The sequence below is a fragment of the Streptomyces sp. NBC_00691 genome (assembly GCF_036226665.1).
Lineage (GTDB): Bacteria > Actinomycetota > Actinomycetes > Streptomycetales > Streptomycetaceae > Streptomyces.
In genome coordinates, this window is record NZ_CP109007.1 from 4,838,282 (window position 1) to 4,862,603 (window position 24,322).

Sequence of the window (24,322 nt, forward strand, 5' to 3'; positions counted from 1 at the left end):
GTATGTCTGAAATGTTTTTTTGCATGCCGAAGTGGCACGTTGATCCCCACCCCTAATTCGTTGATCGAACGATTGGGGCGCAGGTTATGTGCGGCAGAGAACGGCAAACAAGGAGTATCTGTGCGCAGCCTATGTGCGGCCTGTGCGCAAAAAGGGAGTGTCACGGCTATTTGCGTACACGTCGCGGGCAAGATCACTTGGAATATGTCAGGTCGTCCGAGATGCCATGGCCCGATGTCGGAGGCGCCTGCTACAAAGCAGCCTGAACCACTCCGTTCGGCCTCTGGGTGATCGCGCAAGGGGGACGCTTCCACCGGATGACAGGGGAAGGCCGCGCCGTCCTGGGGGAACGGAATTAACCATCGAGAATGGGGACGGAACCCACTTCATGTCAGTTTTCAGATCGAGAACTTCCGACCCCGGGGGGGTCATGAGGAGAGGGCTCTCGGCAGTCGTCGTCGCGACGATGTCCGCAGGGCTCCTTTCCGCGGCACCGACCGGGAGCGCCACCGCGGCGACACCGGCGAGCGAGAACGCTCCCGCCTCCACGCAGGCGGAGCGGGAGACCCGGGCGACGGCGCAGGCCCTCAAGGAGGCCAAGCGCACCGGCGACCCCGTGGAGATCGCGTCCCGGCGCACCGAGACCGACGAGGTGTACATCAACCCCGACGGCACGGTCCGTGTCGACCGGGCGATCCTCCCGGTCCGGGTCCGCCAGGGCGGCAAGCTCGTCGACATCGACCCCGTGCTCGCGCAGCGCTCCGACGGCCGCGTCGCCCCCAAGGCGTCGGCGATGTCCGTCACCTTCTCCGGCGGCGGCGACGACGTCTTCGCGACCATGCTCCGCGAGGGCCGCACCGTCACCCTCACCTGGCCGCACGGCAAGCTGCCCAAGCCCACGGTGAGCGGCCGGACCGCCACCTACGCGAACGTGCTGCCGGGCGTCGACCTCACCGCCACCGCGGACGACGTCTCCTTCTCGCACGCCCTGGTCGTCAAGACGCCGGCGGCCGCGAAGAACAAGGCCGTCAGGTCCGTCGACTTCGGCGTGAAGACGAAGGGGCTCCAGCTCGCCTCGGACGCCACGGGCGGGATAGCCGCCAGGACCCCCTCGCTCAACTCCGTGTTCTCCGCTCCGCAGCCGCAGATGTGGGACTCCGCCGGCACCGAGGCGGCGACCCCGGTCGACACGAAGACCCCCAAGAGCGCCCGGCCGGCCGCCCGGTCCCTCCAGGACACCCTCGACGGCGCCACCGAAGGCAGCCGGACGGCCAAGCTGGGCGTGAAGCTCGGAGCGGGCAGGATCACCCTCACTCCCGACACCGCGCTCCTCGACGACCCCAAGACCGTGTTCCCGGTCGTCATCGACCCGACGTGGATGCCGGTCGCCTGGAAGAACGCCTGGTCGATCGCGTACAAGCACACCGCGGTCTCCAACTCCGAGAACACCGTCTACTACAACGGCGGCACCATCTCGGACTCCGCGCGTGTCGGTTACGCCAACGACACGACCAGGGGCGGCACCGTCCGCGCCAACACGTACTTCAACATCCCCGTCGCGAACCTCTGGAACAAGGACGTCATCGAGTCGACGCTCCGCATCCAGCAGACGCACGCCGGCTCCTGGTCCTGCAAGTCCGGTGACGTACTCGTGCGGACGATCGGCAAGAGCCTGCCGAAGAACATCACCTACAACAACCAGCCCGCCTGGGGCGCGATCGTCGACTACTCCGGCAAGTCGTTCGGCGGGCGCAACTGCCCGTCGGACACCGCCGGCCTCGTGGAGTTCGACGTCACGGACGCGATCACCGACGCCGCCGCCTCCGGCTGGGGCAACTGGGCGTTCGTCCTGACCTCGAAGTCCAACGCCATCGACACCTCGTGGCGCAAGTTCGACCCCAGCTCGGCGCGGGTCTCCACCAGGTACAACACCGACCCGGGCCGGCCGAAGACGTCGATCGACCCGTCGCTCCCGTGCGCGGGCGGTGTCATCGGCACGACCGACGAGATCGTCCTGAAGGCCACCGGCCTCAGGGACGACGAGGACACCAACCTGACGGTCGAGTTCCGGTACGCGCTGAACGGCGCCAAGACCTCCACGCCCAGGCCCGTCGCCGCCACCAGGGGCGGCACCGCCATGCTGCGCATCGTGGCGGGAACGACCCTCCCGGCCGGCACGTACTGGTACGACGCCATCGTCAAGGACGGCACGGGCAGCGGCGACTGGGCCGGCCGCTGCTACTTCACGTACGACTGGAAGCCGCCGAAGTACGCGCCGAAGGTCACCTCGTACCAGTTCCCCGAGCACACCCTGACGACCAAGCCCCCGGCGTGCGTCGGCGGTGTGGCCACCGGCGCGTGCAACATGCCGGCGCGGACGGACGGCACCTTCGTCTTCTCGATGGACTCCCGTGAGCCCGTCAAGGACGTCGTCGAGTACGTCTACTGGACGGACTTCGACACCAAGGAGAGGCCGGTGAAGCCCGCCGCCGCGGGCGGCTCGGTCAGCATCAAGGTCAAGCCGCTGAACGCCGGCCCCCAGTACCTGTACGTACGCGGCGAGGACACGGCCAACAACCGCTCCCCGGTGAAGTCGTACATGCTTCTGCCCACCCGCTCCGCGTCGCGCGACCGGCTGGGCGACCTGAACGGCGACACCATGGTCGACCTGGTCACCGTGGACCCCGGAACGGGAACCCTCTGGACGTACCCGGGCCGTGGTGACGGCACGTTCGGTGCGGGCGTGGCGGCCGACGACGCCTCCTTCGCCGCAGGTCCGGTGACGAACGGCGGCAGCTGGGACGACGTCGACTACTACGAGGACATCCTCGTCCTGCAGCCCGCGCCCGACAAGGCGGGCGTGTCCGAACTCTGGGCCTACCGGGGCGACGGCAGCGGCAGGCTGGCGGCCGCCAAGCCCGACGAGGACGCGAGCCGTCGTCTGAAGACCATCGACGAGGACGAGACCAACTGGGACGGATCCTCGGCGTCGGAGAACGCCCACTGGCGGACCGGAGCCGAGATCCTCTCCATCCCCAGCGTCAACGACGACGACGAGAACGGCGCGATCGACGACGGGGACAACCCCGATCTGCTGGTCAAGGAAGGCGCCTCGCTCTGGCTCTACCTGGGCAGCCGCGGTGGCAACATCCTCGGGGCCCCGATCGCCCTCGGCAACGCCGACTGGCAGGACATGACCGTCATGACCCCCGGTGACCTCGACAAGGACGGCCTGCCGGAGATCTGGGCCCGGGACAAGGTCAAGGGCACCGTCCACGAGTACCGGAGCAGGAAGCCGGCGACGCCCGACCCGAGCGGCGTCGCCATCGACCTCGCACTGTTCAGCGACGCGACGGTCCGGTCGACCTCCATCGACACCGGCTTCACCGGCACCGCCTACCCGCACCTCGCCACCACCGGAGACTTCGAGAACGACGGCCGCGCCGACCTCTGGTCGCGCAACGGAGCGGGCCGCACCGTCGAGTTCCCGGGCCGAGCGGCCACCGAGGCGGACCCCACCGCCTTCGGAGCGGAGCGCTACGTGGCCACCACCGGGTACGACTGGGCGGACTGCGAGACCTTCCCCGCCGCGTCGGGCACCGGAACCTTCCCCGTGTGCGGACCGATCCTCGGCAAGTACAAGGCGCTCGGAGGCCCGGCCGGCTACGGCAAGCCCACGAGCGGTGTCACCAACGTCAGCGACGGCGGCCGGTTCGTCAACTTCGCCCAGGTCGGCACGTCGGCCACCGACCGGACCATCTCCTGGAGCAAGTCGACCGGCGCCTGGGCCGTCTCCAACGGCGTCTTCAGCAAGTGGAACAGCACCGGGCGTGAGACCGGTGTCCTCGGCTACCCGACCTCGGACGAGCGGCTGACGCACGTCCTGGGCGGTTCGGTCATCACCTTCAGCAAGGCGGGCAAGGCCGGAGCCGTCTACTGGCGGGACGGCATCGGATCGCAGATGATCCGCGGCGCCGTCTACAGCCAGTACCTGGCGCTCGGCGGCGTCGCCGTGTTCGGCTACCCCACGGGTGACGAGACGGCGACGGCGACCAAGCCGGGATCGGTTCAGCACTTCCGCCAGGGGACCTCCGCGACGGACAACGTCTCCTTCTACTGGAGCAGCGCGACCGGCGCCTGGCCGGTGTTCGGAGCCATCCGCACCCACTGGCTGAGCCAGGGCGGTCACAACGGAACCCTCGGGTTCCCGAAGTCCACCGAGAAGTCGGTGTACGGCGGCCGGCGCACGGACTTCCAGAACGGCTACATCCGCTGGAACCGGGAGAGCTACCAGGTCGCCTCGCACGCCTGGACGGACCGGACCGCGCACCTGCGGACGGACCTGGGGGGTGACTACGACGGCGACGGCAAGACCGACGTCTTCACCGTCTACGACTACGAGAAGGACAGCATCGGTCTGTACGTCGCCAAGGCCAACAGCGACGGCGGGCACAACCCGCCGCTGGAGTACTCCTCCGAGGACCCGGGCGACTGGAACAACAGCCACAGCAAGTGGGCCGCCGGCGACTTCGACGGCGACGGCCGGGACGACCTCATGGGCTTCTACGGGTACTCGGACGGCCACGTCACCGCGTTCTCGTTCCTGAGCCAGGCGGCGGGCACGCCGATCCACCGCAGCAGCATCAACCTCGCCACGGGCTGGGACTGGAACCGGAGCACGCCGATGGCCGGCGACTTCAACGGTGACGGCCGCGACGACCTCGCCTTCGTCTACGACTACGGCGACGGCGTCATGGGCGTCCACACGGCCCTGGCGCGTGCCGACGGCACCTTCGCCAAACCGGTCCTCTCGTACAAGACGGCGCCGGGCTACTGGTACGCGGCGAGCGCCAGTTACACCGTCGGGGACACGAACGGTGACGGCCGCGACGACCTCGTCGGCTTCTACGGCTACGCCTCGGGAGAGGCGCGGCTCTTCACCTTCACGGCGAAGGCCGACGGCACCCTCGCCTACCACGTGGGCTCGTGGAACGTGCCCGCCGGAACCTGGGAGCGTTCGCGGGTCAAGATGACCATGGCCGACTTCGACAAGGACGGCCGCGAGGACCTCGCGGTGATGTACGGGTACGACGACGGCCGGACCGAGATCCGGATCTTCCACGCCCGTGCCGACGGAGGCTTCGACACCTTCGTCACCCCGTACAAGAGCGAGCCCGGCGACTGGTACGCCACGAGCACGGGGAACCTCGTCGCGGGCGACGTGAACGGCGACGCGCGCCCCGACATCACCGTGTCGTACAACTACGGGGACGGAAAGACGAGGGTGTTCACCTTCTACGGCAACGAATCGGGAACCGTCGACTGGCCCACGCGCAAGTGGTACGCGGACGCCGGAACCTGGTGACGTGACACGGAAGGACCACCCGCCCGGGTGACACCGTCAGGGCCGCACCCCAGCCAGGGGTGCGGCCCTCCGCTTTCCGGCATGTCCGGGGCCGCCCGGGAAAGGCGTTGTCCGACCGGCCGCCTAGAGTGATCCTCTGATGCCGCGTGGGCTCCTGGATTCGCTGTCTCACGATTTCACGCGGGGGGAGCCGTCCTTTTGGGCGGCATGTGAACTCGAAGAGAAACAGAGAGCCGCCTCAGATGCGTACGTCCATGAGAAGCGCCGTCGTCGCCGCCACCGCCGTGTCCCTCGCCCTGCTCGTCACCGCGTGCGGCGGCGGGGAGAAGAGCGGCGACAAGGGTGACAAGGGCGGCACCGGTGCGCCCAGCGCCTCCGCCAGCAGCGCGCCCGCGGCCAAGGCGCTGTCGGCCGCCGAGCTGGACAAGCTGATCGTGACGACGGCCGACGTCAAGGGCCACCAGGTGACGAAGACCGACGACGGGGACGTCGTCCCCGCGGCCCAGGTCACCGCCGACAAGGCCGACTGCGCGCCGATCGCCCACGCCATGTCCTTCATCTCGCCCGGCTCGCCCGCCGCGTCGGCCCAGCGCAAGGTTCTCGAGGTGCCGAAGAAGGACGCGTCGGCCTCGCCGGAGGAGGCCGTGCTCGGCGGGCTCGGCGTCCAGGTCACGGCGGTGACGCTCGGCTCGTACGACGGACAGGGCGCCCAGGAGGCCTTCGCCTCGGTGAAGAAGGCCGGCACGGAGTGCGCCGCCGGCTTCCAGGTCGTCCACCTCAAGGAGAAGTCGAAGGTCGCCAAGGTCGCTCCGGAGACCGTCACCGCCGGCGACGAGGCGGTCGCCTTCACCGTCACCAGCGAGATGGAGGGCGAGCCCTTCGTCAGCAAGCTCGTCGTCTTCCGCAAGGGCAACACCCTCGCGTCGTTCTCGACCATCAGCCTCGCTCCCGGTGGCGTCAAGACCCTCCCGCAGGCCGTCGTCGACGCGCAGGCCGCCAAGCTGTCCTGACTCCGGCCCTTCGGGCGCCCGCCGCCGTAGGCTGCCGTCATGTGCGGAATCGTGGGATACGTCGGCGGGCAGTCGGCGCTTGATGTGGTGGTCGCGGGCCTCAAGAGGCTCGAATACCGGGGCTACGACTCGGCTGGTGTCGCGGTGCTCTCCGACGGAGGGCTGGCCGCGGCCAAGAAGGCGGGCAAGCTCGTCAACCTGGAGAAGGAACTCGTGGACCGGCCGCTCGCCGGCGGGTCCGTGGGCATCGGTCACACTCGCTGGGCCACCCACGGCGGGCCGACCGACGCCAACGCGCACCCGCATCTGGACAACGCGGGGCGCGTCGCCGTCGTCCACAACGGCATCATCGAGAACTTCGCCGCCCTCCGGGGCGAGCTGGCCGAGCGCGGCCACGACCTGCTCTCCGAGACGGACACCGAGGTCGTGGCCCATCTCCTCGCCGAGGAGTTCTCCTCCGCCGGGGACCTCGCGGAGGCCATGCGGCTGGTGTGCCGTCGGCTCGACGGGGCCTTCACCCTGGTCGCCGTGCACGCCGACCAGCCGGACGTGGTCGTCGGCGCCCGCCGCAACTCGCCGCTCGTCGTCGGTGTCGGCGAGGGCGAGAACTTCCTCGCCTCCGACGTGTCCGCGTTCATCGCGCACACCCGGTCGGCCATCGAACTCGGCCAGGACCAGGTCGTCGAGCTGACCCGGGACGGCGTCACCGTCACCGACTTCGACGGGGCGCCCGCCGACGTACGGGCCTTCCACGTGGACTGGGACGCCTCCGCCGCCGAGAAGGGCGGCTACGACTACTTCATGCTCAAGGAGATCGCCGAGCAGCCCAAGGCGGTCGCCGACACCCTGCTCGGCCGGATCGACGGCGCCGGCCGGCTCACCCTCGACGAGGTGCGCATCCCCGACGCCGTGCTCCGCGAGGCCGACAAGATCGTCATCATCGCGTGCGGCACCGCGTTCCACGCCGGTCTCATCGCCAAGTACGCCATCGAGCACTGGACCCGCATCCCCTGCGAGGTCGAGCTCGCCAGCGAGTTCCGCTACCGCGACCCGATCCTCGGCCAGCGCACCCTCGTCATCGCCATCTCGCAGTCGGGCGAGACGATGGACACGCTGATGGCGCTGCGGCACGCACGGGAGCAGGGCGCGAAGGTGCTCGCCGTCTGCAACACCAACGGATCGACGATTCCGCGCGAGTCCGACGCCGTGCTGTACACCCACGCGGGGCCCGAGGTCGCCGTCGCCTCCACGAAGGCCTTCCTCACCCAGCTGGTGGCCTGCTACCTCCTCGCGCTCTACCTCGGTCAGGTGCGCGGCACCAAGTGGGGCGACGAGATCCACGCCGTGGTCCGCGAGCTCGCCCGGATCGGCGACGAGGTCGAGCGGGTCCTGGAGACGATGGAGCCCGTCCGGGCCCTCGCCCGGTCCCTCTCCCACAAGGACACCGTCCTCTTCCTCGGCCGGCACGTCGGCTACCCGGTCGCCCTCGAAGGCGCCCTGAAGCTCAAGGAACTGGCGTACATGCACGCCGAGGGGTTCGCCGCCGGAGAGCTCAAGCACGGGCCGATCGCGCTGATCGAGGAGGACATGCCGGTCGTCGTGGTCGTGCCCTCGCCCAGGGGCCGCTCCGTCCTCCACGACAAGATCGTCTCCAACATCCAGGAGATCCGGGCCCGCGGCGCCCGCACCATCGTGATCGCCGAAGAGGGCGACGAGGCCGTCGTCCCGTACGCCGACCACCTCGTCCGCATCCCGGCCACGCCTACGCTGCTCCAGCCGCTGGTCTCCACGGTGCCGCTCCAGGTCTTCGCCTGCGAGCTCGCCACCGCGCGGGGCAACGAGGTCGACCAGCCGCGCAATCTGGCCAAGTCCGTGACCGTGGAGTGAGTGTGTGCGTGTGAAGGTGAGCAGATGATCATCGGGGTGGGGATCGACGTGGCGGAGATCGACCGGTTCGCCGCGTCGATCGAGCGGACGCCGGGGCTGCTCCAGCGCCTCTTCGTCGAGCGTGAACTGCTGCTCCCCAGCGGCGAACGGCGCGGGCCCGCCTCCCTCGCGGTGCGGTTCGCCGCGAAGGAGGCCCTCGCGAAGGCGCTCGGCGCGCCGGGCGGGCTGCACTGGACGGACGCCGAGGTGTACGTCGAGGGCACAGGGCAGCCACGGCTGCGGGTGCGCGGGACGGTGGCGGCGCGGGCGGCCGAGCTGGGCGTCAAGCACTGGCACGTGTCGCTGAGCCATGACGCGGGAGTGGCGTCCGCCGTGGTGATCGCGGAGGCGTAGGCGCCGGCGGGGGAGTGGACGGGGGACGGTGTACGGACCAGGGGCCCGGTCGTCGGACGACCGGGCCCCAGGTCGTGTGCGCGCGGCTGCCAGGGCCGGCGTCGGGTGCGCGGCGGGCAGCCGCGCCGGGGCTGCGGCAGACTGCGACCATGCGTACCGCTCACCGCGTGGAGACCGTCCGGGCCGCCGAAGCCGCCCTCATGGCCCGACTCCCCGAAGGCGCGCTCATGCAACGCGCCGCCGCCGGACTGGCCGCCGCCTGCTGCTCCCTCCTCGGCAGGGGACGGGTGTACGGGGCGAGGGTCGTCCTCCTCGTCGGCAGCGGCGACAACGGCGGCGACGCCCTCCACGCCGGCGCCCGGCTCGCCCGGCGCGGCGCCGGAGTCACCGCCGTCCTCCTCGGCGACCGTGCGCACGACGGCGGGCTCGCCGCACTGCGGGCGGCGGGGGGCCGGGTCGTGGACAGCGCCCACGACGACCCGTTCGAACCGCTCGCCGCCGCCGACCTCGTCCTCGACGGCATCACCGGCATCGGCGGCCGCGGCGGGCTCCGGCCCGACGCCGTGCCCGTCGCCCGCGCCGCGCGCGGCTCCGACGCCGTCGTCGTCGCCGTCGACCTGCCGAGCGGCGTCGACGCGGACACGGGAGAGGTGGCGGGGGAGGCCCTGCGGGCGGACGTGACGGTCACCTTCGGTACGTACAAGCCGGGCCTGCTCGTCGATCCGGCGCGGTCCTACGCGGGCGCGCTGCGGCTCGTCGACATCGGGCTCGGCGGCGAACTGCCGGGCGTGGCCGATCTGGAGGCGCTCCAGCACCAGGACGTGGCGCGCCTGCTGCCCGTACCGGGTGCCGAGACCGACAAGTACCGGCGCGGGGTCCTCGGCATCGTCGCCGGGTCCGCACGCTATCCGGGCGCGGCGGTGCTCGCCGTCGAGGGCGCCCTGCGGGGCGGCGCGGGGGCGGTGCGGTACGTCGGACCGGCGGCGGACGCGGTGATCGCGGCGCACCCGGAGACCCTGGTCCACCCGGGTCCGCCGGACCGCGCCGGGCGGGTGCAGGCATGGGTGGTCGGGCCGGGCCTCGGCGACGAGCCGGGCGTCGCGGAGGTCCTCGCCTCGGACGTGCCGGTGCTCGTGGACGCGGACGGACTACGCGGGCTCGACCCCGCGCTCGTACGGGCCCGCAGCGCGCCGACCGTGCTCACCCCGCACGCGGGGGAGGCGGCGGCGCTGCTCGGCGCGACCCGGGAGGAGGTCGAGACGGGCCGGCTCACGGCGGTACGGGAGCTGGCGGCCCGGTTCGGGGCGACGGTGCTGCTCAAGGGGTCGACGACGCTGGTGTGCGGGGCGGGGACGGCCGCGGCCGAGGGGGGCGCGGTGCGGGTGAACCCGACCGGCACGGGGTGGCTGGCGACGGCGGGCAGCGGGGACGTCCTGTCGGGCCTCGCGGGCTCGCTGCTCGCGGCGGGTCTGCGCCCGGTGGACGCGGCGTCGTGCGCGGCGTATCTGCACGGCCTCGCGGCGCGGCGCGCCGCGGGCGGCGGTCCGGTGACGGCGGGGGAGGTGGCGGGAGCGCTGGGCGGCGCGTGGCGGGACGTGACGGCGGGGCTGTAGGGACGTGGCGGCGGGGCTGGGGTGAGGGAAGGACGGCGCGGCCGTAGTCGGCGAAGCACGGCGCGGTCGTGGTGAGGGAGGGGTGCTTCGCCCTCGTCCGGGTGGGGGCGCTTCGCCTCCACTCGGGCTAACCCGCTCCCCCGGGCGCCTCTCCCGGCGCGCTCCCCCGGGTCGCGGGGGATTGGGTGGGCAGGTGATCAGATCGAGAAGTCGCCTCGTGTCGTTGTTCGTTCTTCTGGGGGTCCTGCTCGTGCCCGTGGCCCCGGGCGGGGCCGTCGCCGACGTTCCCGAGCCCGGGGAGGCGCTCGTGCCCGGGGTGGCCGGGGCAGGGCGGGCCGAGTACCCGATGGATACGCCCGACCAGGTGCTGCCGCCCCTGCAACCCGAGGGCGAGGTGCCCGTGCCCGTGCCGGAGGAGGACGTCGACGAGCTGGTCGAGTACCTCCCCCGGAGCGCCGTGGCGGCCTCCTGCACCGCCACCACCGGACCCCACCAGCGGCGGGTCGAGCGGCTGCTCGGGCTCAGGGCCGACGGGAGGCAGTCCGCCGCCGACTGCCGGGCCATCCGCGCCTTCCAGGTCAGGGAGAGGATCAAGCCCGCCGTCGGCTACGCCGGCCCCGTCACCTGGGCCCGGGCCGAACTGCTCGCCGCCCGGAAGAACCTGGACCCGGGGCGCCGCTGCCCCGTGAAGAAGTACGCCGTCGCCTGTGTCGATCTCGACCGCCAGCTCATGTGGGTGCGGAAGGACAAGAAGGTCACCTTCCCCGTCGTCACCATGCGCAGCGGGCGCGCGGGGTACGCGACCCGGACCGGGTGGCACACCGTCTACTGGCGTCACAAGGACCACTGGTCCACCATCTACAACACCCCCATGCCCTACTCCCAGTTCTTCAGCGGCGGCCAGGCCTTCCACGCCGTCTACGGGCAGCTCGCCACGCCCACCGGCAGTCGGGGCTGCGTCAATCTCAGCTACCGCCACGCCCAGAAACTCTGGGACGTGCTGCGCAAGGGTGACCGGGTCTACATCTGGGGAAAGCGGCCCGGGAGCTGACACCTGAGAGACTGGGCGCGATGACTGAGACACCGCCGCCCCGCAGAGCCCGCGCCGAGATCGACCTCGGTGCGCTGCGTGCGAACGTCCGCACGCTGCGCGCCCGTGTCGCCCCCCACGTCCGGATCATGGCCGTGGTCAAGGCCGACGCGTACGGACACGGCGCGGTGCGCTGTGCCCGCGCCGCCCTGGACGCGGGCGCGGACTGGCTCGGCACGGCCACCCCGCACGAGGCCCTCGCGCTGCGCGCCGCCGGGATCACCGACGTCCCCGTCATGTGCTGGCTCTGGACCCCCGGCGATCCCTGGGACCAGGGCATCGAGGCCGGTCTCGACATGTCCGTGAGCGGGATGTGGGCCCTGGAGGAGGTCGTCGAGGCGGCGCGGAGGACCGGCGGCACCGCGCGGGTACAGCTCAAGGCGGACACCGGGCTCGGGCGCAACGGGTGCCAGCCCGCCGACTGGCCCGAGCTGGTCGGCGCGGCCCTGAAGGCCGAGGTCGACGGGCTCGTCAAGGTCACCGGGCTCTGGTCGCACTTCGCCTGCGCCGACGAGCCGCACCACCCCTCCATCGCGGCGCAGCTCGACGTCTTCCGCTCGATGCTCGATCATGCCGAGCAGGCCGGGGTCCGGCCCGAGGTCCGGCACATCGCCAACTCGCCGGCCACTCTCACCCTTCCCGAGTCCCATTTCGACCTGGTCCGTCCCGGTATCGCCCTGTACGGCGTGTCGCCGAGCCCGGAGCTGGGCACCTCCGCCGAGCTGGGGCTGCGGCCGGTGATGTCGCTCAAGGCGAGCGTCGCCCTCGTCAAGCGGGTCCCGGCCGGCCACGGCGTCAGCTACGGACACCACTACGTCACCGACGCGGAGACGACCCTCGGGCTCGTCCCGCTCGGCTACGCCGACGGCGTCCCCCGGCACGCCTCGGGCCGCGGCCCCGTCCTCGTCGACGGCACCGTCCGTACCGTCGCCGGGCGCGTCGCCATGGACCAGTTCGTGATCGACCTGGGCGGGGACGACCCCGCGCCGGGCACCGAGGCCGTGCTGTTCGGACCCGGCGACCGGGGCGAACCGACCGCCGAGGACTGGGCGGTGGCCGCCGACACCATCGCGTACGAGATCGTCACCCGGATCGGCGCGCGCGTCCCGCGCGTGTACCTGGGCGGATAGAGGGGGGCCCGTGGGCGAGTCCAGCAGCACCGGTACGTGGCGCCGCGCCGGATTCGCCGGCGCCGCGATAGGCGTTCTCGCGGCGGGAGCCGCCGCCGGGGTGGCCGTCGAGCGCCTGACGGTCGGCCGGTCCGTACGGCAGAAGGCGCGGCTCGCCCTCGATTCCACCGGACCGTACGGCGGGCTGCGGGGGACGCCCGGCCGGGCCCTCGCCGACGACTCGACCGTCCTGTACTACGAGGTCGACGAAGTGGCGGCGGACACCCCGCCCGCCCGCCGTCGGCGGCTCTTCGGGCGCAAGGAGCCCGCCCCCGTGACCGTGGTCTTCAGCCACGGCTACTGCCTCAACCAGGACTCCTGGCACTTCCAGCGGGCCGCGCTGCGCGGTCTCGTCCGCACCGTCCACTGGGACCAGCGCAGTCACGGCCGCTCGGGTCAGGGTGTCGCCCAGTCCGGTGCCGACGCCGTGCCCGTCACCATCGACCAGCTGGGCCGCGACCTCAAGGCCGTCCTCGACGTCGCCGCGCCCGAGGGGCCGCTCGTCCTCGTCGGGCACTCGATGGGCGGCATGACGATCATGGCGCTCGCGGACCGGTACCCCGAGTTCGTCCGGGACCGGGTCGTCGGTGTCGCCTTCGTCGGTACGTCCGCCGGGAAGCTCGGGGAGGTCACGTACGGCCTTCCGATCGCCGGCGTCAACGCCGTCCGGCGGGTCCTGCCCGGGGTGCTGCGGGCGCTCGGCTCCCAGGCCGAGCTGGTCGAGCGGGGCCGGCGGGCGACCGCGGACCTGTTCGCCGGGCTGATCAAGAAGTACTCGTTCGCCTCCCGGGACGTGGACCCCGCGGTCGCCCGCTTCGCCGAGCGGATGATCGAGTCCACCCCGATCGACGTCGTCGCCGCCTTCTACCCGGCCTTCGCCGAGCACGACAAGGCCGCCGCGCTGCCCGTCCTCCGCGAGCTCCCGGTCCTCGCGCTCGCGGGCGACCACGACCTGGTCACCCCCAGCTCCCACACCGAGGCCATCGCCGATCTCCTCCCGGACGCGGAACTCGTCATCGTGCCGGACGGCGGGCACCTGGTGATGCTGGAGCACCCGGAGGCGGTCACGGACCGCCTCGCCGACCTGCTCGTCCGGGTGGGAGCCGTCCCGGAGCCGGAGACGGCGGGGCGGCCGTCGCGGTGAGACCGGGGAGTCGCAACGGTTAAGTTGGCGGGTATGGAAGCAGCGCACCCGCCCGTCTCCGGCGCGACCCTGGACATCGACTCCCCCCAGCAGATGCAGGAGCTCGGCCGCCGCCTCGCGAAGATCCTCCGCCCCGGCGACCTCGTCATGCTCACCGGTGAACTCGGCGCCGGGAAGACCACCCTCACCCGGGGCCTGGGTGAGGGCCTCGGCGTCCGGGGCGCCGTCACCTCCCCGACCTTCGTCATCGCCCGTGTCCATCCGTCCCTGGTCGGCGGCCCCGCGCTGGTGCACGTCGACGCGTACCGCCTCGGGGGCGGGCTGGACGAGATGGAGGACCTCGATCTGGACGTCTCGCTGCCCGAGTCGGTCGTGGTCGTCGAGTGGGGGGACGGGAAGGTCGAGGAGCTGACGGACGACCGGCTGCACCTGCTGATCCACCGGGTGACCGGTGACACCGACGACGACCGGCGCACGGTCGTGCTGCGCGGGATCGGCCCGCGCTGGGCCGGCGAGGACCTGGGCGTGCTCTGACCGGCGGTACGGGGAGCCCCACGGTCGTACGTAGTTTCCGACAACGTGTCGGGAAGGTGTTGCGTCGTTCGCACGTGCCGTGGTGACATGGATGCACGAGCTGGTTAGGTGAACCTAACCTACGGGAGGCATGCATGGCGACGCCGAAGCGCGCGGAACCCGTCCGGGACCACGTCTCGATGAGTGAGCTGCTGGCATCCTGCGCGGCCGCCCGCGCCGTGTCGACCCCGCCGGGCGGACGCCCGGACCGGGCGGACGAGGGGCACGGGGCGAGGGCCGGGCAGGTCGAGCGGATCGTGCGGGTCGTCCGCGGCAGAGCGGCGTAGCCCGGGGGGCCGGGCCGCTGTGGTCCGGGGGTGCGGCCGAGCCGTGCGGCCCCCGAGGGCCGGCCGGTGAAGGGCTGGGTCCGGAGCGGCCCGCCCTGTGCGCGCACGCGCCTACGCGACGACGACGACCTTCGCGCCGATCACCGCGAACGTCCACAGCGCGTCCCCGTCGACCCGCTTCATGCGGATGCCGCCGGTCTTCTTCGCCGGGTCCGGGCTCGGCGTCGAGCCGTCGACCGCCGCGCTGAAGCCGATCGCCACGTCCTGGGCCGTCGCGAACCGCACCACGTGCTCGATCTGCACGCCGTCCGAGCCGCGGACCGAGCCCGAGCGGGAGGTCACGCTGTACGCGCCCGGCGCCGGGTGCACCGTGCTCGGCATCACCACGAACGTGCGGGTGGCCCTGTTCTTCGCGTCGACCAGCCACACCCGGCGGTCGGCGAGGGAGTACACGACGCGCTCGCCGCTGCCGGAGGCCGCCGGCACCGCGAGGGGGTTCTTCGCCGGCTGCTTCGGCCCGCCGCTCGGCGAGACCGCCGGGACGGAGGCGCCGGGAGTGCGGGGCTCGGCCGACAGATCGGCGGGGGCGTTCGCCGAAGCCTGGTAGGCCAGGAAGCAGACCGCGGCGACGGCCGCCGCCGTCAGCCCGGCCACGAATCCCGAGCTGCTCCGTGCCACCGTGCCCACCTCTCGTACGAACGTATCGAAGGGTGACGGTAGCAGCCGGGGGAGCGAGGGGCGGGGCACCGTGCCCGGGAGCCGTAGGCTGTTCGCGTGCTGTTGCTCGCCATGGATACCGCCACCCCCGCCGTCACCGTCGCCCTCCACGACGGCGAGGCCGTCGTCGCCTCGTCGAGTCAGGTCGACGCCCGCCGTCACGGGGAGCTGCTGCTGCCCGCCGTCGACCGGGTCCTCAAGGAGGCCGGGCTGAAGCTCGACGCGGTCACCGGGATCGTCGTCGGCGTCGGCCCCGGGCCGTACACCGGCCTCCGGGTCGGACTCGTCACGGCCGCCGCCTTCTCCTCCGCGCTCGGCGTGCCGGTGCACGGCCTGTGCACCCTCGACGGCCTCGCGTACGCCTCCGGGCTCGACGAGCCCTTCGCCGTCGCCACGGACGCGCGCCGCAAGGAGGTCTACTGGGCGCGGTACGAGGACTCCCGTACGCGCGTGACCGACGCGGCCGTCGACCGGCCCGCCGAGATCGCCGAGCGGCTCGCCGGACTCCCCGTCGTCGGCGCGGGCGCCCGTCTCTACCCCGAGGCCTTCCCCGACGCCCGCGACCCCGAGCACCAGTCGGCGGCCGCGCTCGCCGCGCTCGCCGCGGAGAGGCTGGCGGCCGGCGAGGGCGGCTTCCTCGACCCGCTGCCGATGTACCTGCGCCGCCCCGACGCGCAGGTGCCGAAGAACTACAAGGTGGTCACCCCCAAGTGACCGGCGCCGTGGAACTGCGCGAGATGCGCTGGTGGGACATCGCACCGGTGCTGGCCCTCGAGGACGAGCTGTTCCCCGAGGACGCCTGGTCGGCCGGAATGTTCTGGTCGGAGCTCGCGCACGCGCGCGGCCCGCGGGCCACCCGCCGCTACGTCGTGGCGGAGACCGCCGGGGGAGGGCTCGTCGGGTACGCCGGGCTCGCCGCGGCCGGCGGACTCGGCGACGTGCAGACGATCGCCGTCGCCCGTGACCAGTGGGGTACGGGGCTCGGCGCCCGGCTCCTCACCGACCTGCTCCACCACGCCACCGCCTTCGAGTGCGAAGAGGTGCTCCTCGAAGTGCGCGTGGACAACACCCGGGCCCAGAAGCTCTACGAGCGCTTCGGCTTCGAGCCCATCGGTTTCCGGCGCGGCTACTACCAGCCCGGAAACGTGGACGCGCTCGTGATGCGACTGACCGTTCAAGGAACTGAGACTGATTCTGATGGCTGCTGACGAACCGCTCGTACTCGGCATCGAGACCTCCTGCGACGAGACCGGCGTCGGCATCGTCCACGGGACCACGCTCCTCGCGGACGCCGTCGCGTCCAGCGTCGACACCCACGCCCGCTTCGGCGGCGTCGTGCCCGAGATCGCCTCCCGCGCCCACCTGGAGGCGATGGTCCCGACGATCGAGCGCGCCCTCAAGACGGCCGGGATCTCCGCCAGGGACCTCGACGGCATCGCCGTCACGGCCGGCCCCGGCCTCGCGGGCGCGCTGCTCGTCGGCGTCTCGGCCGCCAAGGCCTACGCGTACGCCCTCGGCAAGCCGCTCTACGGCGTCAACCACCTCGCCTCGCACATCTGCGTCGACCAGCTGGAGCACGGCAAGCTGCCCGAGCCGACGATGGCACTGCTCGTCTCCGGCGGCCACTCCTCGCTGCTGCTCTCCGCCGACATCACCTCCGACGTGCGCCCGCTGGGCGCCACCATCGACGACGCGGCCGGTGAGGCCTTCGACAAGATCGCCCGCGTCCTCGACCTGGGCTTCCCCGGCGGACCGGTCATCGACCGGCTCGCCAAGGAGGGCGACCCGGCCGCCATCGCGTTCCCGCGCGGTCTGAGCGGCTCCCGTGACCCCGCGTACGACTTCTCCTTCTCCGGTCTCAAGACCGCCGTGGCCCGCTGGATCGAGGCCAAGCGGGCGGCCGGCGAGGACGTGCCGGTCCGGGACGTCGCCGCGTCCTTCCAGGAGGCGGTCGTGGACGTCCTCACCCGCAAGGCCGTCCGGGCCTGCAAGGACGAGGGCGTCGACCACCTGATGATCGGCGGCGGCGTCGCCGCCAACTCGCGGCTCCGGGCGCTCGCCCAGGAGCGCTGCGAGCGGGCCGGCATCCGGCTGCGGGTGCCCCGGCCGGGTCTGTGCACGGACAACGGCGCCATGGTCGCGGCCCTCGGCTCCGAGATGGTCTCCCGCAACCGGCCCGCCTCCGACCTGGAGCTGTCGGCGGACTCGTCGCTGCCGGTGACGGACCCGCACGTGCCGGGCGCGCACGCGCACGGCCACTCCCACGACCACGATCATGTGCACGAGGTCAGCAAGGAGAACCTGTACTCATGAGGCTCACCCTCATGTGGGAGGCGCGGGCCGCGCAGGGCCGGGGCGCCGAGCTCCTGGAGTGGGCCCGGGCACGGGTCCTCGCCCGTGAACCGGTCCGCCGGGAGGTCCTCCGGGCCCCGCAGGACCGGGTCCTCGTGCTGACCTGGTGGGAGGCGGAGACCTTCGACGCCGAACTGCCCGAGCTGCCGGAGCCGGACGCGGAGCTGATCACCCGTCCGGTCCACCGCTGGCGCTTCGAATCGGTCGAATAGCCGGACAGGGCGACACCCGACCGAAAATAGAGCAACCTTTCGATCGAATCAGGCATCCCACAGCGCGTGAAGAAGACGATCGCGCTGTGGGCGGCACTGACCGCTGCCGCCCTCCTGGTGACCGGCTGCGCGGCGGAGCAGCCCGGTCCCGCCGCCGCCACCGCGAAGACGAACGCACCCACGGCCGACCCGTCCGCCGGGCGCAAGGCACCGGAGGCCGCCGAGGCCGCGACCGCCGCCGCTTACCGCCGCTGGGGGCTCAAGCCCTTCCCGGCCCCGCCCGCCCCGCCGGCGGTCAAGCCGGTGAAGCGCCGGCCGGGCGGCCCGGTCCCCGTCATCAGCGACATCCCGACCACCGAGAAGATCGTCTTCATCACGATCGACGACGGAGCCGAGAAGGACCCCGCGTTCGTGCGGATGATGAAGGACCTCAGGGTCCCGGTCACGATGTTCCTCACGGACTCGGCCGTCCGCGCCGACTACGCGTACTTCACCCCGCTCGTCGCGCAGGGCCACGGACTCGCCAACCACACGCTCACCCACCCCAACCTGCGCACCCTCTCCCAGGACGCCCAGCGCCGGGAGATATGCGGCCAGCAGACGAGGCTCGCGCAGCGGTACGGCACGACGCCGCGCCTCTTCCGTCCGCCCTACGGCAACTGGAACGAGGCCACGCGGGCGGCGGCGGGCACCTGCGGCGTCGACGCGATCGTGCTGTGGCGCGAGTCCATGCAGATCAAGAACATGCAGTACCAGCGCGCCGACAGGAAGCTGCACCCCGGCGACATCATCCTGGCCCACTTCCGGGGACCGTCCGAGCTCAAGGGCCGGACGATGACCGAGATGACGGCGACGATGCTGCGCCGCATACAGGAGCAGGGCTTCACGGTGGCGCGCCTGGAGGACTACGTCTAGAAGAAACCTCTCGCGAGTCGTCGATGCGGACCGGTCCCGTTCGACGTAGGAGTGGAAGGCGGGGAACGGCCCCGCCACCGCACCATCGAGGAGTCGTCATGCCCCGCTTCCTGTCCCTCGTCCGCATCGAGGAGAACACCATCGACATGGAGAGCGCCGACCCCGGCTTCGAGGAGCGGATGGGCGCGCTCTTCGAGGAGATCACCAAGGCCGGGGCCATGGTGGACACCGCCGGGCTCAGGCCGACCTCCGAGTCCACCCGGATCACCTGGTCGGACGGGAAGCTGTCGTTCACCGACGGACCGTTCACCGAGACCAAGGAGGTCGTCGGCGGCTACGCGATGCTCCAGTGCAAGGACATGGCCGAGGCCGTCGAGTGGGGGAAGCGGTTCCTCGCCGTGCACCCGCCGCAGTGGAAGGTCGGGCTGGAGGTCCGCGAGGTCGAGGAGATGCCGGAAGGCTGAGCCGTTCCGGAGCCGTTCCGGAGCCGTTCCTGTGCTGTCATGTGAGACGTGACGGCACAGACGGTCGAGGAGACACTGGAGACGGTCTTCCGGATGGAGTCGGCGCGGATCATCGCCACGGTGGCGCGGATCGTCCGCGACGTCGGCATCGCCGAGGAGATCGCCCAGGACGCGCTCGTCGCCGCGCTCGAACAGTGGCCGCGGTCAGGCGCCCCGGAGCGTCCGGGAGCCTGGCTGACGGCCGCCGCCAAGCACCGGGCCGTCGATCTGGTGCGACGGCGAGAGACCTACGCGCGCAAGCTCGCGGAGGTGGGCCGGACGCTCACGGAGGAGTCGTACGACCCCGAGCCCCCGGGGCCCGGGGACATCGACGACGACGTGCTGCGGCTGATCTTCACCGCCTGCCACCCGGTGCTCTCCGCCGAGGCCCGCGCCGCCCTCACCCTGCGGCTCGTCGGCGGGCTCCGGACGGACGAGATCGCCCGCGCGTTCCTCGTGCCGGAGGCGACCGTCGCGGCCCGGATCACCCGGGCCAAGCGGGCGCTCGCGAAGGCGGGCGTGGAGTTCGAGGTGCCCTACGGGGCGGACCGGGCGGCCCGGCTCGGTTCCGTCCTCGAGGTCGTCTACCTGATCTTCAACGAGGGGTACGCGGCGACCGCCGGCGACGACCTGCTGCGGCCGGGCCTCTGCGAGGACGCGCTGCGGCTCGCCCGGGTCCTCGCCGCGCTCGTCCCGCGGGAGGGCGAGGCGCAGGGGCTCGTCGCCCTGCTGGAGCTGCAGGCCTCCCGGACGGCGGCCAGGACCGGGCCCGACGGGCGGCCGGTGCTGCTCGCCGCGCAGGACCGGCGGCGCTGGAACCGGCTCCTCATCCGGCGCGGGTACGCCGCGCTCGAACGCGCCGGGGACGGACGCTCGTACGGTCCGTACGCCCTCCAGGCCGCGATCGCCGCCCTTCACGCGCGGGCCGCCTCCTACGAGGAGACGGACTGGACGACGATCGCCGCGCTGTACGGGAAGCTGGGCGTCCTGGCCCCCTCGCCGGTCGTCGAGCTGAACCGCGCGGTCGCCGTGTCCATGGCCGAGGGCGCCGCGGCGGCCCTCCCGATCGTCGACGCCCTCGCCGCCGAACCCGGTCTGGCCCGCTACCACCTGCTGCCGAGCGTCCGCGGCGACCTGCTGGCCCGGCTCGGACGCACGGAGGAGGCGCGGGCTGAGTTCGAGCGGGCGGCGGGCCTCACCCGCAACGAGAGCGAACGGGGGCTGCTGCGGGGGAAGGCGCGGGAGTTGGACGGGCCGTGACGCCCCCTTAGGGTGCTTGGCATGTCCCCGCGCAACCCCTTGCCCCCGCCGCCCCCGCCCGCCGAGATCCGGAGCTGGCCCGACCGGGAGGCGCGGCTCGCCGACCGGGCGCGCGCGTTGGACGAGCTCGGCAGGCGGCTGCTCGGGGGCGGGCGGCTCGCCATGTTCCTGCTCTGGTTCCTCCTGCTCCAGCTGGGCTGGGGCCTGGTCGGCGTGCTGCTCATCGCGATCGGACAGCCCGTCCTGGACCCGCTGATGGTGATGACCGGGCTCGTCACGTCGCTTCTCGGCATCGGCGTCCTCGTCCCGGCCGTGTGGCTGACGGTCCGAGGCCTGCGGCTCGACCGTACGGTCCGCGAGCGCCTTGCCCAGTGGGCGGTCCTGGACCGGCACGGTCCGACGGACGCCCGGCTGCGCGCCCCCGTCCTCAGCGCCTCCTGGCTGCTGCTGTCCTTCGCGATGTCCGGGTTCGGGCTCTGGATGGGCTTCGCGGTCCCGGCGGGCGTCAGCCGCGACGACGGCTACGGCCTGGTCGCCTACGGCATGGGCGTCGCCATGATCTTCTGGGTCACCGGCCTGACGGGCCTGGTGAAGGCCGTCGGCCACTACCGCTTCGCGGTGCGGCTGACGGGCCGCGGACCGGCGGAGGCGTCCTGAGAGGGGCCGCCGGCCCGCGGGTCCGGGCCCATGCGCGGGCAGGCCCCGGGGTCAGCGGCCGCCGCCCGCCGGGCGGCCGATCAGCATCGTCGGTGCTCCCGCGACGCGCGTGAGCAGGACCGTCGCCGCGTTCGGGCCCTTCGGCTTCACCCTGCGGCGGATCTCCTCGGGCTCGACCGCCGAGCCGCGCTTCTTCACCGTCAGGGTGCCGACCTCGCGCTCCCTCAGCAGGGCCTTCAGCTTCTTGAGGTTGAAGGGCAGTTCGTCGGTGATCTCGTACGCGGCGGCATACGGCGTCGGGACCAGCGCGTCCGCCGTGATGTAGGCGATCGTCTCGTCGATCAGGCCGCCGGCCAGCTCCTCCGCCACCTCGGCGACGAGGTGCGCGCGGATGACCGCGCCGTCCGGCTCGTAGAGGTAGCGGCCGACGGGGCGGACCGCCGGATCGGGGAGGCCGCGGCCGGTGAGCCCGGCGCCCGAGGGGAGCAGGGTGGCGCGGCGGGCGCCCGGTTCCGTGCCGAACCAGAGGACGGCCTCCTTGACGTCCCCGCCGTCCGAGATCCACTCGGCCTCGGCCTCCGCGGGGACCGCCTCGTGCGGGATCCCCGGGGCCACCTTGAGCGCCGCGTGCGGGGCCCTGCGGGCCGCCTCGACCGCCCAGGACAGCGGCGGGGAGTAGGACTCGGGATCGAAGATCCGGCCCCGGCCGCCGCGTCGCGCCGGGTCGACGAAGACGGCGTCGAACGGGGCGGTGTCGATCTCGGTGACGTCCGCGCACCGCACCTCGATGAGCTCCGCGAGGCTGAGTGCCTCGGCGTTGGCGCGGGCGACCTCCGCGGTGAGCGGGTCGCGGTCCACGGCGAGCACCGAGATCCCGGCGCGCGCCAGCGCGATCGCGTCGCCGCCGATCCCGGAGCAGAGGTCCGCGACGCTCCGGATCCCGAGCGCCTTCATCCGGCCGGCCCGGTACGAACCGACCGAGGCGCGGGTCGACTGCTCGACGCCGTTCGGCGTGAAGTACATCCGGTACGCGTCCTCCGCGCCGAACTTCGCCACCGCCCGCTGCCGCAGCCGGGCCTGTCCGACAGCCGCCGTGACCAGCTCGGCGGGGTGGTCACGGCGCAGCCGGGAGACGGCCGCCAGCTCCTGGGCGGGGTCGTGGTCGCGCAGGGCCGCGAGGAGCGTCTGCCCCTCGGGGGCGAGCAGCGGGGCGAAGGAGGCGAGGTCGGTCACCCGTCCCATTGTGGGCCCTGTGACGCTGTGGGCCGGCCGGGGGACCGAGGGCGCCTACGGCGGTGTCGTACCCGGGAAGTGGCGTCCGCGCTGACAGGATGCGGCGCCATACGACTCGTACGACAAAAGGAATAAACGATGGCAAAAGGTGTGCACGCTTCCGCTCGGGCGCTCGGGGCGGTGCTCGTCGTCGCCGCCCTCGCCTCCGCCGCCACCGGCTGCTCCGAGAGCGCCCAGCCGGACCGCGGCACACCCGGCCCCGCCGCCGGGCAGCAGGCGCGGGCCCGGGAGCAGGGTGCGGCCGGTGCGCTCAGCGCGTACGTCGAGAAGGTCCGCGAGCGGCGCGCCGCCCGGGTGCTCGCGGCCAGGAAGTGGGGCCTCGCCAAACCCCCGCTCGAAGCCCCGGCCCCGCCCGTGGCCAAGCCGGAGATCACCACCCGCAAGGGCTTCGAGACCGACGGCGAAGGGCTGCCGCCCGTCTTCACCACCGTCCCGACCAAGCAGAAGATCGTCTTCCTGACGATCGACGACGGCGCGGAGAAGGACCCCGAACTGCTGCGGATGATGAAGGAGCTGCGGATCCCCTACAGCGCCTTCCTCAGCGACTACGTCGTCAAGGACGACTACGGCTACTTCGCCCGGATGCAGAAGGAGGGGGTGTCCCTGCACAACCACACCCTCAACCACCGCTACCTGCCCGGACTCTCGTACCAGCAGCAGAAGCGCGAGATCTGCGGCATGCAGGACGTCATCGAGAAACGATTCGGCAAGCGGCCCCCGCTGTTCCGCCCGCCGTACGGCAACTACAACGAGGACACCCTGCGCGCCGCCCGGTCCTGCGGCGTCAAGGCCGTCCCGCTCTGGGCGTCCGAGGCCTTCCCCGACCACATGGAGTGGCGCGAGTGGGACCGGGACCTGCACCCCGGCGACATCGTCCTCACCCACTTCCGGGGCAAGGAGGACTGGAAGGGCTCCATGGCCGACATGGTCCGCCGGGTGATGAACGTGATCACGGCCAAGGGATACGCGGTCGCCAAGCTCGAGGACTACGTGTGAGCGGGCGGCGGGAACCACGGGTGAGCGGACGGCCGGGACCACGGACCGGCGGACGCCGGACGCGGGGCGCGAGCGGACGGCGGATGCTGCCCCTCCTGGCAGCCGTACTCGTGCTGGGACTCACCGGCTGCGCCTCGACCGTGGACTCGATCGAGCGGCTCGGCCGGAAGGCGGCGGAACGCGTCGGCCCCCACGACACGAAGCCGGCGCCCCGGTCCGACCGCGCCTCGACGGAGCTGTCGCCGGCGCCGGGCGTCCCGGCCCGGTGAGGCCCGAACTCGTCGCGACGGCACCGCCACGAGTGAGGAATTGGCACTCCGCTTGACCGAGTGCTAATCGCGGTCATAGTCTCGGCTCTGGCACTCACCACTGGAGAGTGCCAACAGAGCGACGGGCAGGTCCGGCACCCGCGACGACGGATCCACCTGGTCGCCACCTCAGACAGTTAACCCCGAGATCTCCGAAGGGGGAGGTCGGATCGTGACGACCACCAGCTCCAAGGTTGCCATCAAGCCGCTCGAGGACCGCATTGTGGTCCAGCCGCTCGACGCCGAGCAGACCACCGCCTCTGGCCTGGTCATCCCGGACACCGCCAAGGAGAAGCCCCAGGAGGGCGTCGTCCTGGCCGTGGGCCCGGGTCGCTTCGAGAACGGCGAGCGTCTGCCGCTCGACGTCAAGACCGGCGACATCGTGCTGTACAGCAAGTACGGCGGCACCGAGGTGAAGTACAACGGCGAGGAGTACCTCGTCCTCTCGGCTCGCGACGTGCTCGCGATCGTCGAGAAGTAATTCACCGACGTACCGAAGTACCTGAAGTACCGAGCACCCAGCAGATGCTCAGAGCTGCGCCCCGAGGCCCCTTCCAGGCGCCCCGGGGCGCGGTTCG

23 protein-coding genes are annotated in these 24,322 nt (G+C 72.3%); 21 read left to right on the forward strand and 2 right to left on the reverse strand.

The window, feature by feature from the left end; translation table 11 throughout:
- The first annotated feature begins 466 nt into the window (after positions 1-466).
- The 10 genes from OG392_RS22000 to OG392_RS22045 all read left to right on the forward strand — a co-directional run bounded on the left by OG392_RS22000 (position 467) and on the right by OG392_RS22045 (position 14,531).
- The gene (locus OG392_RS22000; RefSeq protein ID WP_329282004.1) at positions 467-5,365 is read left to right on the forward strand and encodes an FG-GAP-like repeat-containing protein; all 4,899 of its coding nucleotides are present in this window, start codon (positions 467-469) and stop codon (positions 5,363-5,365) included.
- 254 nt (positions 5,366-5,619) lie between these two features.
- Positions 5,620-6,375, forward strand: coding sequence for a hypothetical protein (locus OG392_RS22005; protein ID WP_329282005.1), 756 nt, complete (start codon positions 5,620-5,622; stop codon positions 6,373-6,375).
- A 39-nt stretch (positions 6,376-6,414) separates the two neighbouring features.
- A complete protein-coding gene (glmS, locus tag OG392_RS22010; protein ID WP_329282007.1) occupies positions 6,415-8,262 on the forward strand; it encodes a glutamine--fructose-6-phosphate transaminase (isomerizing) in 1,848 nt (615 codons plus the stop codon).
- Between the two features lie 24 nt (positions 8,263-8,286).
- On the forward strand, positions 8,287-8,655 hold the full coding sequence (locus OG392_RS22015; protein WP_041664125.1) for a holo-ACP synthase: 369 nt from the start codon (positions 8,287-8,289) through the stop codon (positions 8,653-8,655).
- A gap of 149 nt (positions 8,656-8,804) precedes the next feature.
- Positions 8,805-10,268, forward strand: a complete 1,464-nt coding sequence (locus OG392_RS22020) for an NAD(P)H-hydrate dehydratase (RefSeq protein WP_329282012.1) — start codon at positions 8,805-8,807, stop codon at positions 10,266-10,268.
- Between the two features lie 223 nt (positions 10,269-10,491).
- The gene (locus OG392_RS22025; RefSeq protein WP_443055088.1) at positions 10,492-11,319 is read left to right on the forward strand and encodes a L,D-transpeptidase; all 828 of its coding nucleotides are present in this window, start codon (positions 10,492-10,494) and stop codon (positions 11,317-11,319) included.
- A 20-nt stretch (positions 11,320-11,339) separates the two neighbouring features.
- Positions 11,340-12,488 carry an alanine racemase gene (gene alr, locus OG392_RS22030; protein WP_329282017.1) on the forward strand — a complete coding sequence of 383 codons (1,149 nt, stop codon included), beginning with the start codon at positions 11,340-11,342 and terminating at the stop codon, positions 12,486-12,488.
- A 10-nt stretch (positions 12,489-12,498) separates the two neighbouring features.
- Positions 12,499-13,671, forward strand: coding sequence for an alpha/beta fold hydrolase (locus tag OG392_RS22035; RefSeq protein ID WP_329282019.1), 1,173 nt, complete (start codon positions 12,499-12,501; stop codon positions 13,669-13,671).
- Positions 13,672-13,704: 33 nt separating this feature from the next.
- Positions 13,705-14,205, forward strand: coding sequence for a tRNA (adenosine(37)-N6)-threonylcarbamoyltransferase complex ATPase subunit type 1 TsaE (gene tsaE, locus OG392_RS22040; RefSeq protein ID WP_329282021.1), 501 nt, complete (start codon positions 13,705-13,707; stop codon positions 14,203-14,205).
- A gap of 134 nt (positions 14,206-14,339) precedes the next feature.
- Positions 14,340-14,531: a hypothetical protein gene (locus tag OG392_RS22045; protein ID WP_329282023.1), complete on the forward strand. Its 192-nt coding sequence runs from the start codon at positions 14,340-14,342 to the stop codon at positions 14,529-14,531.
- A 111-nt stretch (positions 14,532-14,642) separates the two neighbouring features.
- On the opposite strand, the gene OG392_RS22050 is transcribed toward OG392_RS22045, so the two are convergent.
- Entirely contained in the window at positions 14,643-15,209 is a 567-nt protein-coding gene (locus OG392_RS22050; RefSeq protein ID WP_329282025.1) for a hypothetical protein, read from the reverse strand.
- Positions 15,210-15,305: 96 nt separating this feature from the next.
- Between OG392_RS22050 and tsaB the strand changes: the two genes are divergently transcribed.
- The 8 genes from tsaB to OG392_RS22090 all read left to right on the forward strand — a co-directional run bounded on the left by tsaB (position 15,306) and on the right by OG392_RS22090 (position 21,147).
- Positions 15,306-15,962 (forward strand): tRNA (adenosine(37)-N6)-threonylcarbamoyltransferase complex dimerization subunit type 1 TsaB, encoded by a 657-nt coding sequence (gene tsaB, locus OG392_RS22055; protein WP_329282027.1) that lies wholly within the window; start codon positions 15,306-15,308, stop codon positions 15,960-15,962.
- A gap of 23 nt (positions 15,963-15,985) precedes the next feature.
- Positions 15,986-16,456 (forward strand): ribosomal protein S18-alanine N-acetyltransferase, encoded by a 471-nt coding sequence (rimI, locus tag OG392_RS22060; protein ID WP_329287388.1) that lies wholly within the window; start codon positions 15,986-15,988, stop codon positions 16,454-16,456.
- A complete protein-coding gene (tsaD, locus tag OG392_RS22065) occupies positions 16,446-17,561 on the forward strand; it encodes a tRNA (adenosine(37)-N6)-threonylcarbamoyltransferase complex transferase subunit TsaD (RefSeq protein WP_329282029.1) in 1,116 nt (371 codons plus the stop codon). Before rimI ends, tsaD begins: the two co-directional genes overlap by 11 nt.
- Positions 17,558-17,812, forward strand: coding sequence for a hypothetical protein (locus tag OG392_RS22070; protein WP_148005788.1), 255 nt, complete (start codon positions 17,558-17,560; stop codon positions 17,810-17,812). The genes tsaD and OG392_RS22070 overlap by 4 nt, the downstream gene beginning before the upstream one ends.
- 66 nt (positions 17,813-17,878) lie before the next feature.
- The gene (locus OG392_RS22075; protein WP_329282032.1) at positions 17,879-18,727 is read left to right on the forward strand and encodes a polysaccharide deacetylase family protein; all 849 of its coding nucleotides are present in this window, start codon (positions 17,879-17,881) and stop codon (positions 18,725-18,727) included.
- Between the two features lie 98 nt (positions 18,728-18,825).
- Complete coding sequence (locus tag OG392_RS22080; RefSeq protein ID WP_187623382.1) at positions 18,826-19,191, forward strand: YciI family protein; 366 nt, start codon at positions 18,826-18,828, stop codon at positions 19,189-19,191.
- 93 nt (positions 19,192-19,284) lie between these two features.
- Positions 19,285-20,490 carry an RNA polymerase sigma factor gene (locus OG392_RS22085; RefSeq protein ID WP_329287390.1) on the forward strand — a complete coding sequence of 402 codons (1,206 nt, stop codon included), beginning with the start codon at positions 19,285-19,287 and terminating at the stop codon, positions 20,488-20,490.
- Positions 20,491-20,511: 21 nt separating this feature from the next.
- A complete protein-coding gene (locus OG392_RS22090; RefSeq protein WP_329282034.1) occupies positions 20,512-21,147 on the forward strand; it encodes a hypothetical protein in 636 nt (211 codons plus the stop codon).
- Positions 21,148-21,198: 51 nt separating this feature from the next.
- Here the strand turns inward: OG392_RS22090 and OG392_RS22095 are convergent, their stop codons facing one another.
- Positions 21,199-22,389: a class I SAM-dependent methyltransferase gene (locus tag OG392_RS22095; RefSeq protein ID WP_329282036.1), complete on the reverse strand. Its 1,191-nt coding sequence runs from the start codon at positions 22,387-22,389 to the stop codon at positions 21,199-21,201.
- A gap of 129 nt (positions 22,390-22,518) precedes the next feature.
- Between OG392_RS22095 and OG392_RS22100 the strand changes: the two genes are divergently transcribed.
- The 3 genes from OG392_RS22100 to groES all read left to right on the forward strand — a co-directional run bounded on the left by OG392_RS22100 (position 22,519) and on the right by groES (position 24,225).
- Entirely contained in the window at positions 22,519-23,436 is a 918-nt protein-coding gene (locus OG392_RS22100; protein ID WP_329282038.1) for a polysaccharide deacetylase family protein, read from the forward strand.
- Positions 23,437-23,519: 83 nt separating this feature from the next.
- Entirely contained in the window at positions 23,520-23,705 is a 186-nt protein-coding gene (locus tag OG392_RS22105; RefSeq protein WP_329282040.1) for a hypothetical protein, read from the forward strand.
- A 211-nt stretch (positions 23,706-23,916) separates the two neighbouring features.
- Positions 23,917-24,225, forward strand: a complete 309-nt coding sequence (gene groES, locus OG392_RS22110) for a co-chaperone GroES (RefSeq protein WP_017239619.1) — start codon at positions 23,917-23,919, stop codon at positions 24,223-24,225.
- Positions 24,226-24,322: the final 97 nt, after the last annotated feature.